Origin of the sequence: Cupriavidus basilensis (assembly GCF_029335485.1) — a bacterium.
Classification (GTDB): domain Bacteria; phylum Pseudomonadota; class Gammaproteobacteria; order Burkholderiales; family Burkholderiaceae; genus Cupriavidus; species Cupriavidus basilensis_E.
Genome location: NZ_JARJLM010000430.1, coordinates 1 through 12,703 on the forward strand (window position 1 = coordinate 1; position 12,703 = coordinate 12,703).

Below are 12,703 nucleotides of genomic sequence, written 5' to 3' on the forward strand. Positions count from 1 at the left end.
GCCAGCCTCGGCGCGAATCGCATCAGCGATCATGTCCAGCGCGGCCTGCGTGTCCACGCCCCACACCACTTCGCGCAGCGTCGGGCCGTCTTCCATCGCCGCCGGCAATGCCGGGTCATCGGTGCGGCGCACCAGCACGCGGCAGCCGTTGAGCGTTTCGAAGTCCAGCCCGGCCGCGTCCTCGCGCACCAGCGTGAGGCCCCAGTCGGCGAAGAAGCGCCGGCAGGCGTCCAGGTCGTCGGCACCGTAGACGATCTCGTCGATGCCCAGAATCGTGTTCATTGTTCCCATCTCCTGCTGTGTCGTGTCCAACGTCGGCATGCTCGCTTAGTTAGCCCACGGCAGCGGTTGCTCATGCATGCCCCAGTACACGCTCTTCTGCTCCATGTACTGCAGGATGCCCAGTCGTCCTTTCTCGCGGCCCAGGCCGCTGTCGCGCCAGCCGCCGAACGGCGTCGAGATCGAGAACTGCTTGTACGTATTGATCCACACATTGCCGGCCTGCACCGCGCGCGCGAAGCGCCAGGCGCGCTTGTAGTCGCGCGTCCACACGCCGGCCGCCAGCGCGTACACGCTGTCGTTGGCCTGCGCGATCAGGTCGTCCTCGTCGTCGAAGGCCATCGCCACCAGCACCGGCCCGAAAATTTCCTCCTGGCACACGCGGGCGCTGTTATCCAGTCCTTCGATGATGGTCGGCGTGTAGAAGTAGCCGTTCTCGCATCCCGCCACCGTGGGACGCAAGCCGCCGGTGCGCAGCTGGCCGCCTTCGGACACGCCGAGCGCCACATACGATTCGATCGAGTCGCGATGGCGGTCGCTGATCAGCGGCCCCATCTGGGTGCGTTCGTCGGCCGGGTCGCCCACGCGCAGGCGCGCAGCGCTCTCGGCCAGGCGGTCCATGAACGGCTCATACAAGGAACGTGCCACGAACAGCCGCGAGCCGGCGATGCAGGATTCGCCCGAGGAGCTGAAGATGCCGTAGAGCACGCCGTTGACGGCGTGGTCCAGGTCCGCGTCCTCGAACACCATGGTGGGCGACTTGCCGCCGAGCTCCAGCGACACCGGCATCATCTTGTCGGCGGCGATGTGGGCGATATGGCGTCCCGTGGCGGTGCCGCCGGTAAAGGACACGCGGCGCACCAGCGGATGCTTGGTGATGGCGTCGCCGATCACCGAGCCCTTGCCGGGCAGCACGCTGATGAGGCCCTTGGGCACACCGGCTTCCTCGCAGATCGAAGCGAGCTCCAGCGCCATCAGCGGCGTGATCTCGGCGGGCTTGATCACCACCGCGTTGCCGGCGGCCAGCGCGGGCGCCAGCTTCTGCGCCTCGCTGGCGATGGGCGAGTTCCACGGCGTGATCGCCGCCACCACGCCCATGGCTTCATGCACGCTCATGGTGAGGAAATCACCGCGGGCGGGCGTGAGCGTCTCCTCCAGCGTCTCGCAGGCGGCGGCGAAGAACTGGAAGGTGCCGGCGGCGCTGGCCACCAGCGCGCGCGTCTCGCTGATGGGCTTGCCGTTGTCCAGGCGCTGGCGCTGCGCGAGAGGCTCGGCGCGCGCGCGGATCAGGTCGGCCACGCGATGCAGCACGGCTGCGCGCTCGTGCGGCTTGCGCTGGGCCCAGCCGCTGGTGAGGAAGGCGCGATGCGCGCCCTGCACCGCCTCTTCCACGTCGTCCAGGCTGGCCGCGTTCAGTTCAGCGACGACCTCGCCGGTGGCCGGATAGCGTGTGGCGTAGCGTTCGCCGCCGCCCAGGCGCCACTGGCCTGCGATGCAGATGGGTAGAATCTCTTGCTTCATGATGATTGCCTTGCTGGGCCCTGCTTAGATCGACATGGCGTGGGCACGGTTGCCCAGCGCACGCACCACGCTGAACACCGTCAGCGCTGAAGTCTTTGGGTTCGCCGCCAGCGGCTTGCCGCGCATGGTCAGCTCGAAACCGCCGAAGGCGCCGCGCGCGTCGACGTGGTGCACGTTTTCAATCACGCCCGGATCGGCCAGCAGCTTGACCTGCGTTTGATCCAGCCCGAGCCCGGCCACCGACAGCGTGGCCGCCACATTGGCGTTCTTCGGGTAGAGCCGCGCCGCTTCGCGGGCGGTCCCTTCGAAGATCACCGTGGCCTCGGTCAGCGCGTCGAGGTCGAACAGCGCCTCGGCCGGCGTATCCTTCCATGCGCCGGGCGGCTTGCGCCCGGTGTAGACCACCGAGTCCAGACCGCCAACGCGCGCCGCGGCCAGCGCGTCGATGGCGCCGATCGCGCCGGAGAGCAGCTGCACCTGGGTGCCGCCACGCCGCGCCGCCGCTTCCAGCCGCTCGGCCAGACCCGGCTCGGAGAGCGCGCCCACCGACACCACCATGCAGGCGATGCCGCGCTCCAGCGCCGGCACGATGTGCTCCTCCAGCGCCTGGTGGCCGGCGCACTCCACCAGCAGGTCGGGCCGTCCGTCGGCCTGGCTCAGGCAGGTGGCGACGCGAGCGTGCGGCGCCAGCGCGGAGACGGCGTGGCGAGCCTGATCCATCTGGGCTTCGGGCACCACCACCACGTCGAACACCACGTCGGGATCGTTCTTGAGCAGCTCGAGCACACCGAGCCCGATCGCCCCGCATCCCACCATCGACACGTGCAGCATGTTGCGTCCCCCTCAGGCGGTCACGGTGCTGCGTTCGGCCGCGCGAGCGGTGTTTTCAGCATCGGCTTCCTTGTTGACCGGCGGGCCGGCGAAAGCGGTCTTGAAGGTGCCGATGGACAGCATGTCGATCTCCAGCAGGAACGGGCCGGGTTCGACGGTGGCTTCTTCCAGCGCGGCGCCGACCTCCGCCAGGTTGCTGACGCGGCGATGGCGCAAGGCCAGCGCTTGCGACAGCTGTGCATAGTCCGGCGTGTGCAGGTCCACGTAGTGGCGCCGTCCGCCGTACTGCGCGTCCTGGATGTTCTTGATCACGCCGTAGCCCTTGTCGTTCATCAGCACGAAGACCACGTCGGCGCGTTCCTGGACCGCGGTGGCGAGTTCGCCCAGGTTCAGGATGAAGCCGCCGTCGCCGGCCAGGCAGAAGGTCTTCTTGCCGGAAGACGTGACCGCCGCGCCGACTGCCGCACCGATGCCCATCGCCAGGCCCTGGCCGATGCCACCGCCTAGCGCATGCACGCCGGCACGGGAATCGAAGATACGCAGCTGGCGATTGCCCCAGGTGCTGTTGGAAACGGTGACGTCGCGCACCCAGTTGAAATTGCGGCCTACCGCGCCCTGCAGCGCGTCCACCAGCGCCGAATACGGACCCAGGCCATCGATCAGGCCGCCCATGGCGGTCTCATGCGCGCGGCGCAGGTCGGCGGCGAATGCCGGGTCCACCTTGAGCTTGCCCTCCAGGCGGTCGGCCAGGCCCTCGAGCGCCAGCGCCGCATCGCCGCTGGCGAAGTAGTCGCTCTGGTAGCAGCGGCCTTCGGCGGAGGCATCGGCATCCACGCGGAACAGCGGGCGCGGCAGCTTCAGTTCGTACTTGAGCGTTTCATTGCCGCGCAGGCGCGAGCCCACCACCAGCATGGCGTCGCAGGTCTGATAGAACTGTTCCACCGGCTTGTGCAGGTTGAATGCGCCCAGCGAACGGGGATCGTCTTCCGCCACGATGCCCCGGCCTTGCGTGCTGGTGACCACGCCGAAGCCCAGCGCCAGCAGGCGCTTGACCTGCGCGCCGGCGTGGCGCGCGCCGCCGCCCAGCCACAGCAGCGGGCGTTTTGCCTTGGCCAGGCGCTCGGCCAGTTCGTCCAGCGCATGTGCCGCAGGCACGTGGGTAGGAATCGCCAGCGGACGCAGGTCGGTCGGCATCGGGATCAGCGCGGCCTGGATGTCGATGGGAATCTCCACGCTGACGGGGCCGCTCGGCGCGGTCAGCGCGGTCTGCACGGCCAGCTTGATCGTGCTCAGCGCGGTGTCCGCGCTGCGGATGCGGAAGGCGGCCTTGGAGATGGCCTTCAGCATGGTCAACTGGTCGGGGGCTTCGTGGATGTAGGCGAGGCTCCGGTCCAGGTAAGGCGTTTCGATCTGGCCGGTCAGGTGCAGCAGCGGCGTGCCGGCGGTGAGGGCTTCCACCATGGCGCCGGCGGCATTGCCGGCGGCGGTGCCGGTGCTGGTCAGGCAGACGCCGAGGCCGCCGGTGGTGCGGGCGCAGGCGTCGGCCATGTTGGTGCCGCCCGCTTCGCCGCGCGCGGGGACGAAGCGGATCTTGCCGCGCTCGCCCATCGCGTCGAGGATGGGCATGTTGTGGATCGAGATCACGCCGAACGCTGCCTTGACGCCGCATTGTTCGAGGAAGGCGGCGATGGCGTAGCCCACCGTGACTTGTTGCTGTTCGTTACGCATGACGGGAAAGTCCTCCGGAAATATCGATATGGCTGCCCGTGGTGTACGAAGACAACGGCGAGGCAAGGAACAGGATCGCGCGCGCGGCTTCCTGCGGCAGGCCAAGACGGCCAAGTTGAATATGTTTTTGCTGCGCCAGGCGCGCGGTCCACGCGGCCCAGTCGAGCTCGCGCTCGGCCTCCGGGCGTGCTTCGAAACGCCGGCGCCACTGGCCCGACTCGACCAGGCCGAGCAGGATGCCGTTGACGCGGATGCCCTTGGGGGCGAATTCGGTGGCCAGCGAGCGCACCAGGTTATGCACGCCGGCACGCGCTGCCGACGTTGCCACCATATGCGGCTCGGGTTGCACGGCCAGCAGCGAGTTCACGCAGACGATGGCACCGCAGCCGGAACGCTCCAGCTGCGCAAGGAAGGCGCGCGTGGCATGAATCACCGAGAAGAACTTGAGCTGCAACTCTTCGAGCCATGCCGCGTCCTCGGTGCTGGCGAAGGTGGAGACACGGCCCTGTCCGGCATTGTTGACCAGCATGTCGGCCGGGCCGAGCGCAGCTTCGCTCGCAGCGGCGAAGGCTGCCACCTGCGCAGGCTCCAGCACGTCGCAGGCGGCGGCATACAGGCGGGCATCCGGGAAGCGTGCGCGCAGGCCGGCTTGCGCTTCGCGCAGCCGCGTTTCGTTGCGGCCGCACAGCGCCACCGCGGCGCCGGCCTCCAGCAGCAGTTCGACGGTGGCCAGGCCGATGCCCGAGGACCCACCCGTGACGACGGCGACCTTGCCGTCGAGTTCAATCATGGACATCGTCCTCACTCCCGATACAGGTTGACCACCTTGCCGTGCTCGCGCGGCCGGTAGTCCAGCAGGCGAGACAACTCGCCCGCGGTGTCTCTGACTTTCTCTTCCATCATGTCCAGCTGCTCCGGATCGATGCGCGAGGCCGGGATGGTGACGCCGAGCGCCGCGACCACCTTGCAGCTGCGGTCCCGCACCGGCGCCGCGATGGTCGAGATACTGGCTTCGAAGAAGGCTTCCTGCAGGACCACCCCGCGCTCGCGGTCGCGCTGCACCATCTCGAACAATTCTTCGACCGTACCCGGCGTGCTGGGCGAGAACGCTTCCAGCCGCGGCTCGGGATAGAGCTGGCGCAACTCGGCCAGCGTCAGATCCTCGAGCAGCACGCGCCCGAGCACGGTGGCATGCGCCGGCAGGCGCGTCCCCACCGTGACCGAGCTGCTGAACGGCGTGGGCGCCACCGACTTGGCCACATAGACGATCGAGCGGCCGTCGCGCACCACCAGGTTGCACGGGTAGCGGATGTCGTCGCGCAGGCGGTCCAGCAGCGGGCGTCCCAGCTCGGTGAGTTCCAGCGAAGCCAGGTACTCGAAGCCCAGGCGCAGCACCGCCATGCCGAGACGGTAGTCGCGGCCGCCGTCGGTGCGCTCGACAAAGCCCATCATTTCCAGCGTGGCCAGCAGGCGGAACACCGTGGAGCGCGGCACCTTGAGCCGGCGCGCCAGGTCGGCCGCCGACAGGCTGCGGTCGCGGCGGCTGAACTCGGCCAGCAGGCGCAGGCCGCGCTCCAGTCCCGGCACGATGTACTTGTCCTGGCTGTCTTCCGGAAGGCGTTCTTGAGTCATGGGATGGCTTCTGTTTCAATTGGGCCGGCGCCCCGGGACGGGGTACCGGCCATGCGCCGCTTAGCGCTTGACCTTGGTGAGCGGATGCTCGGGCGGGTAGGTCGGCGTGATCGGCTTCCTGGCGCCGAGCATCACGCACATCAGCGCATCTTCCTCGCCGATATTGATTTCCTCGCGGTACACGCCCGGCGGCACCGAGACCAGGTCGCGGTCGGTCAGGATGGTTTCGAAACGCTCGCCGTCCTTTTCCAGGATCAGCTTGATCTTGCCGCGCAGGACGAAGAAGACTTCTTCCACGTCCGTGTGCAGGTGCGACGGGCCTTCATGCCCGGCCGGGATGATCATGGTCGAGAAGGTGAAGTTCTCGGACGGCACGGTATTGGTATCCGCTGCCACGCCGGTGCCGCCGGTACCGAGATAGCGCATCTGCGCGCGGCGGTACTTGGGATCGTAGTCAGCCTGGAACTTCAGCGCGTCCCAGTCGTAGCGGCGGGTGGAGAAACGCGCCACGCGGCTCTCCATCCACTGGTCGAAGGAAGCGCCGGACGGCTGCTCCCAGGAACGCTTGATGTTGTCTTGTTGGGAAAGATCGCTCATTTGGATTCCTTCTAGGCTCAGTGCATGACGAAGCCGCCGTTGACGGCCAGCGTCTGGCCTGTCACGAAGCGGGACAGGTCGGAGAGAGCAAACAGCACGGCCCCGGATACGTCCTCGGGTAGCTGTTCGCGGGAAATCGCGCGCTGCTCGCGATACAGGTCGCGCCGCTTCTGGGGCACGTATTCGGTGGCTTCCACCAGGGTCAGTCCCGGCGCGATGGCGTTGACCGTGACCTGGTCGTCGCCCAGCTCGCGCGCCAGCGACCGGGTCATGCCGATGATGGCGCTCTTGCTGGCCACGTAGGCCAGCAGGTTGGGCGCGCCCCACAGCGGCGTGTCCGACGCGAGGTTGACGATGGCGCCGCGGCCGCAAGCGCGCAGCGCCGGCAGGCAGGCGGTGGTCATCAGCCAGGTGCCGCGCACGTTGATGTTCATCACGCGGTCCCAGGTGGCGATGTCGATGGCGCTGGCGTCGCGTCCGCCGGAGTCGGTGACGGCGGCATTGTTGACGAGGCCGTCCAGGCCGCCGAGACCGGCCGCTGCGGCGGCCGCGCAGGCCGTCACCGATTCCGGGTTGCCAAGGTCGAGCGCGAGCGGCAGCACCTTCAGGCCACGGGCCTGCATGGCGGCGGCTTCCTCCTGCAAGCGGTCGGCGAGGATGTCTGCCATCGCTACGGCCGCGCCGGCTTCGGCGATCGCCGTGGCAAAGGCCAGGCCGAGCCCGCGCGCCGCGCCGGTCACCAGCACGCGGCGGCCGGCCAGCAGCTTGTTGCGATCGATCTCAGGCATGGCTTGCCACCCCACCCACCGGCTTGAGCATGGCGACCGGTTCGTCGGCGACTTCCTGGTCGGCGCGGCGGCGCAGCAGGCGACGCACACGCGTGATGCCCACATCGTGCTGGTACAGCGTTTCATGATCGCGTGCGTTCGGCGCCATCATTTCCAGCACCACGCGGTCCTGCTCCAGCACGTCCCAGTGCAGGCCTTCCAGGCGGTTGCGGTACAGGAAACGCCACACATCGCGCTCCCAGCCCTGCACGTGGCGGGTGCGCCAGAAGAACACCATGCAGTGCGCCTCATCCACCGGCGTGGCAATGCCGACGATGCCGAAGGGGCCGCCGGGACCGACCTTGGCGCGGTAGGGAATCGCCAGGCGCAGCCACGGGGTGCCGGTCTCGCCGAATTCCACCCAGTCGAAGTTCACGCCGCGCTGGCCGGTCTTCTCGAACACCAGCCCGGTGTCGGTCTCGCGCACGGCCATCACGGCCTGCTTCTCGCCAGCGGCCATCGAGTGCGAGACCGCATGCAGGTAAGCGCCGTGCATCGGGTCCATCACGTTGTCGATGGCGTAGCGGTAGTTGCAGTCCCAATGCGCCACGCACAGGAAGTTGCTGTGCTCGTCGCTCTCCAGTTCTTCCGGCAGGCGCAGCGCATCGGCACCGCCCTCGCCTTGCACCGGGGGGCGCTCGCCGAACCACAGGAAGATGGCGCCGGCTTTTTCCTGCACGGGATAGCTGCGCACGCAGGTCTTGCCTTCGAGCGGGCAGCTGTCCACGGCCGGCACGCTCTTGACCTGGCCGTCGCCGCCGACCTCCACGCCGTGGTACCAGCAGGCCACGCGGTCGCCGAGGTTCCAACCCATCGACAGGCGCGCGCCGCGGTGCGGGCAGCGGTCTTCAAGCGCGTGCACCTGGCCGTCGCCATCGCGCCATAGCACGATGTTCTGGCCCAGGCGCGTAATGCCGATCGGCGCATGCGTGACTGCCCACGCCGCCGATACCGGATACCAGTAGTTATGCAGACCGGTGTTCAGGCGCGCCTCAGCACGCGCTTGCTTGTTCGATTCCATTGTTTGCTCTCTTGCGGGTACCGGATCGGGTCGCTGTTTCCGCTGGGCGCGCCTTGTTGCGCCGCCCGCCGTGACCCATCGCGTTGATGTTCTTGAACTGCCTCTCAGGCGCCCAGGCGGCGCATTTCGGCGAGGAAACGTGCTTCGGTCCAGGCCTGGCCATCGGCGCCCAGCAGGCCGGCCTGGTTGAACGCACGCACGATCTCTTCCGGATTCCTGGCGCCGGCTTCGAAGGCGGCTTCCAGGGCATCGCCGAGCGCGTCTTCGTAAGCGGTGGGGGCGGCGGCGCGGGTCTGCCACACGATGTTGCGCACCTTGCCCGGCTGCTCGATATGGCCCTTGCCGGCGACATTGTTCGGAGCCGGGCGCTCCCAGGGCGCCAGATTCGGGTTGTATGCGAGGTTCTCCATTGCGCTGCTCCTTTGACCTTGTTGCCAGTCTGCCTATCGAGCGTTTTGTTTTACCTATAAAACGCTGATTTAAATATTGAACACAAACACCACTATAGGCAACGAAACTTCAAAAATAGATTGGGGTTTACCCCGGAGATATGCCGATGCGATGCGAAGTCGACTCGGGGCCGGGGCGGCGGAGGAAAGCCGGCCGGCCGATTCGCCGCTCAAGGTGCCGCTCAAGGCGCCGATCAAGGCGCTGCAGGGCTGCGGACCCGCCGCAGCCAGCCTTCAGATAGCGTACCCGGCGAGCCCGCTGCGAATCCAGCGCGCCACCGATCGGGCCTGCTCGACGTAGCAGGCATGGCCCGCGTCCGGGATCAGTTCGAAGGGCAAGCCAAAGCGCTCGGCCAGCGCTGCGCAGCCAGGCGGCGGCGTTACGACGTCCAGCGCACCGCAGCCGGCCCAGACGCTGACGCCCGGCGCCCGGCGCCCGAGGTAATCGTCAATGGCATCGCCGCACAGCATGGCCACCGCTTGCCGGTAACCGTCGGGATCCAGCCGCCGCATATTCCAGCGCACCCACGCCTGCGCGTCGGCGCTGGCCGCCGCACTCAACAGGCGGCCCGGACCCCGCTCCGCCAGGCCTTCCACGCCCAGCGCCGCCAGCGCATCGAGCCGCTGGCGCGCCACTTCCTGCGCCTTGCCTTCCTTGCCGGGGCCGCCGTAGCCCTGGGCCGGGCTGAGCAGCAGCAAGCGCGCGGGGAGCTGCGCCGGCCCGGCCTGCGCAATGTAGGCCGCGGCCATCAGCGCGCCCAGCGAATGCCCGACGATCACATCGGGCCGCAGGTCCAGCGCGTGCAGCAGTGCCTGCAGACGCTGCGCGTAATCGGCCGCGGTGGGCGCCGCGCCGGGCAAGGCTTGCGAATTGCCATAGCCGGGCGCGTCCCAGGCGATCACGCGGGCATCGGCCGCCAGCAGGCTCGCGCATGGCAGCCAGGAGGCCGCCCCCGAACTGATGCCGTGCAGCAGCACCACCAAGGGGCCACGGCCGCCGCCGCACCGGTAGGCCATCTGCGCGCCGTCGGCACCGACGGCCACGCGCCGCTCGGTAAAGCCGCTATCCAGGGCACGGAGCAGTTCGGCGGTCGGCTGGGGCGGCATCGTCTGATTGTTTTGTTTCATATATGAAACTATGGTTTGCAAATAAAACCTAGGAAATATAGACCGGCTGCTCGCGGAAATTGATCCGGGTTAACCCCTTGCGAAAAAATTCGCCGGCAACCCGTGCGCGACGGGCCGCCGGCCGCGCGCGGCCCTGGCTTTTCAGCCGCCCTTCCCTGGCAGCCAGCGCACGGGCGGCTCTCGGGGAACCGGCGCCGCCTCGCTGGCTCCACGCGCGGTGCAGGTCTGGGCACCCAGGATCACCGCTGGCCCCCAGCCTGCCGTCGCGTACCCACATCACTAGGGATTTCCCGCCCCTGTTTTTCACGAAACGAACAGCTATATTTTGCTCGTTGTTTCTTATGTAATCTGTTGTTTTATATATAAAACACAAGAGGCCGGCAAGTGCATGAACATGCGCCCTCCCGGCCCGAAACGGCCCCGCGAAGCCATGCGGCGCCCACTACACGAATGGCGGAAAAGAGAGGAATCGATAAATGAAACCTGGACGGATCGCACTGGCCGCACTGGCCGCGCTGGCAGCGATGCCCATGCTTGCCTCGGCCCAGTCGGTGACGCTGTATGGCGTCGTCGATACCGGCATCGAATATGTGAACAACGTCGGCGCGGCCAAGGACAACCTGGTCCGCATGCCGAACCTGACGGGCACGGTGCCGTCGCGCTGGGGCATTCGCGGGACCGAGGACCTTGGTGGCGGGCTCAAGAGCCTGTTCGTGCTCGAATCCGGGTTCGGGCCGGATACCGGCGCGGCCAACCAGGGCGGCCGGCTGTTCGGCAGGCAGGCGCTGGTGGGCCTGTCCGGGCCTTGGGGCCAGATCGCCCTGGGCCGCCAGTACACCATGCTGTTCTGGGCAACGCTGGACCCGGACATCCTCGGGCCCAATGTGTACGGCTCAGGCTCGCTCGACAGCTACCTGCCGAACACCCGCGCCGACAACGCGATTTCGTACAAGGGCACCTTTGGCGGCGTGACGGTGGGCGCCACCTATAGTTTCGGCCGCGACACCGTGAATGCAGGCCCGAGCCCGTCCGGCACCAACTGCGCCGGCGAGAATGCCGCCAACAGCACGCAATGCCGCGAATGGTCCGCACTGCTCCAGTACGACAACAAATGGTGGGGCGTGGGCGCGGCCTACGACTCGCTGCGCGGCGGCCCCGGTGCGTTCGGCGGCCTGACCAGCAGCAGCCTGTCCGACAACCGGCTTTCGCTCAACGGCTACATGCTGCTGTCCCGGACCAAGATCGGCGCGGGCGTGATCCGCCGCGACAACCAGGGCAGCACCACGCCGCGCAGCGAACTCTGGTACACCGGCCTGGCGTACGACATCACGCCGGCGTTCACGCTGGCCGGCCAGGTCTACTACCTCAAGTACCACAACAGCGACAACAAGGCATTGCTGTACGCGCTGCGCGGCACCTACGCCTTCTCCAAGCGCACGTCCGTGTATGCCACGGCAGGCTTCATCGACAACGGCGGCCAGCTCGCCATGTCGGTGAGCGGCGGCTCGCCGGGCTCCAACCCGCGGCCGGGCGGGTCGCAGCTGGGCGCGATGCTCGGCATCAAGCACACGTTCTGAGCACCGGCGCACCGGCGCGTCACCGCGCGGCACAAGCCGGGATGCCAGGCGCGCCGTGCGCCGCCTCCCGGCACGAAGTCAATCTGGAGGCATTTCTTCATGAAGCTCGCAACCCGCAAACTGTTTGCCGCCTGCGCGGCCCTCGCCGCCATGGCGGCGGCAGGCGCCGCCTGCGCGCAGGCCTATCCCAACAAACCCGTGACGCTGGTGGTTGCCTATCCGGCCGGCGGCGACACCGACGTGCTCGCCCGCCTGCTTGCCGAAAAACTTGCCGCCCGGCTGCGCCAGTCCGTGCTGGTCGAAAACCGTACTGGCGCGGCAGGAACGATCGGCAGCGCCTACGTCGCCAAGGCGGCGCCCGATGGCTATACCCTGCTGGTTGCGCCCAACACCGTCGCCATCGCGCCGCTGGTGCTAAGGAGCGGCACCGGCGCGAGCTACGACGTGCGCAACGACTTCACACCGGTTGCCCAGCTGGGCACCCAGTCGCTCTTCGTGGTGGTCAACAAGGGCACCGGCATCACGAAGCTGCCCGAGCTGGTCGCGCGCGCCAAGGCCGGCGGCGTGCAGGCCTATGCCAGCCCGGGCAATGGCTCGCCCATGCATATCCTTGGCGAGCTGTTCAACCGGGCCGCGGGCGTGAAGATCGCGCAGGTGCCCTATCGCGGCACCGCGCCGGCGGTGGTCGACGTGCTTGGCGGCCAGGTGCCGATGACCTACTCCACGCTCGGAGCGGTGGCGCAGTACATCGCGACCGGCGGCATCGTGCCGTTGGCCGTGGCGGACGGCAAGCGTTCGCCGTTCGCGCCGAACGTACCAACGCTTGCCGAACTCGGCTACAAGGATGTGGAAGTGGGTGCCTGGCAGGCGCTGCTGGCGCCGAAGGGCCTTTCGCCCGAACTGGTGAAGACGCTCAACGGCCACGTCAACGACATCCTGAAGATGCCTGACGTGGTCGCGCGCATGGCCACCATCGCGGTCACGCCGGTGGGCGGCGAGCCTGCTGCGCTGGGCAGGCTGATCGCATCGGATTCGACGCGATACGCGAAAATCGTCAAGGAGTTTGGCATCCAGGCGGACTAAGCGAGCTGGCACGTGCATTGGGCGGGAGCC

12 protein-coding genes and 1 pseudogene are annotated in these 12,703 nt (G+C 68.0%); 2 read left to right on the forward strand and 11 right to left on the reverse strand.

Going from position 1 to position 12,703, the window contains the following annotated elements; translation table 11 throughout:
* The 11 genes and pseudogenes from P3W85_RS25590 to P3W85_RS25640 form a co-directional block, all read right to left on the reverse strand.
* A pseudogene (locus P3W85_RS25590) lies at positions 1–282 on the reverse strand (VOC family protein); the annotation flags it as partial.
* 45 nt (positions 283–327) lie between these two features.
* Complete coding sequence (locus P3W85_RS25595) at positions 328–1,800, reverse strand: aldehyde dehydrogenase (RefSeq protein ID WP_430869618.1); 1,473 nt, start codon at positions 1,798–1,800, stop codon at positions 328–330.
* 24 nt (positions 1,801–1,824) lie between these two features.
* Positions 1,825–2,631 carry an aspartate dehydrogenase gene (locus P3W85_RS25600; RefSeq protein ID WP_276266814.1) on the reverse strand — a complete coding sequence of 269 codons (807 nt, stop codon included), beginning with the start codon at positions 2,629–2,631 and terminating at the stop codon, positions 1,825–1,827.
* A 12-nt stretch (positions 2,632–2,643) separates the two neighbouring features.
* A complete protein-coding gene (locus P3W85_RS25605) occupies positions 2,644–4,359 on the reverse strand; it encodes a thiamine pyrophosphate-binding protein (protein WP_276266815.1) in 1,716 nt (571 codons plus the stop codon).
* Complete coding sequence (locus tag P3W85_RS25610) at positions 4,352–5,155, reverse strand: SDR family oxidoreductase (protein WP_276266816.1); 804 nt, start codon at positions 5,153–5,155, stop codon at positions 4,352–4,354. The genes P3W85_RS25605 and P3W85_RS25610 overlap by 8 nt, the downstream gene beginning before the upstream one ends.
* Positions 5,156–5,160: 5 nt before the next feature.
* A complete protein-coding gene (locus P3W85_RS25615; RefSeq protein WP_276266817.1) occupies positions 5,161–5,991 on the reverse strand; it encodes an IclR family transcriptional regulator in 831 nt (276 codons plus the stop codon).
* A gap of 60 nt (positions 5,992–6,051) precedes the next feature.
* A complete protein-coding gene (locus P3W85_RS25620) occupies positions 6,052–6,588 on the reverse strand; it encodes a cupin domain-containing protein (RefSeq protein ID WP_017229226.1) in 537 nt (178 codons plus the stop codon).
* Positions 6,589–6,605: 17 nt separating this feature from the next.
* Positions 6,606–7,376: an SDR family oxidoreductase gene (locus P3W85_RS25625; RefSeq protein WP_276266818.1), complete on the reverse strand. Its 771-nt coding sequence runs from the start codon at positions 7,374–7,376 to the stop codon at positions 6,606–6,608.
* On the reverse strand, positions 7,369–8,436 hold the full coding sequence (locus P3W85_RS25630) for an aromatic ring-hydroxylating oxygenase subunit alpha (protein WP_276266819.1): 1,068 nt from the start codon (positions 8,434–8,436) through the stop codon (positions 7,369–7,371). The genes P3W85_RS25625 and P3W85_RS25630 overlap by 8 nt, the downstream gene beginning before the upstream one ends.
* A 104-nt stretch (positions 8,437–8,540) precedes the next feature.
* Positions 8,541–8,846 (reverse strand): recombinase-like helix-turn-helix domain-containing protein, encoded by a 306-nt coding sequence (locus P3W85_RS25635; RefSeq protein ID WP_276266820.1) that lies wholly within the window; start codon positions 8,844–8,846, stop codon positions 8,541–8,543.
* A 273-nt stretch (positions 8,847–9,119) separates the two neighbouring features.
* Positions 9,120–10,013, reverse strand: coding sequence for an alpha/beta fold hydrolase (locus P3W85_RS25640; protein ID WP_276266821.1), 894 nt, complete (start codon positions 10,011–10,013; stop codon positions 9,120–9,122).
* Positions 10,014–10,489: 476 nt separating this feature from the next.
* On the opposite strand from P3W85_RS25640, the gene P3W85_RS25645 reads away from it, so the two are divergent.
* Positions 10,490–11,590, forward strand: coding sequence for a porin (locus tag P3W85_RS25645; RefSeq protein WP_017225082.1), 1,101 nt, complete (start codon positions 10,490–10,492; stop codon positions 11,588–11,590).
* Positions 11,591–11,689: 99 nt separating this feature from the next.
* Positions 11,690–12,673 (forward strand): Bug family tripartite tricarboxylate transporter substrate binding protein, encoded by a 984-nt coding sequence (locus tag P3W85_RS25650; protein WP_276266822.1) that lies wholly within the window; start codon positions 11,690–11,692, stop codon positions 12,671–12,673.
* Positions 12,674–12,703 lie beyond the last annotated feature (30 nt).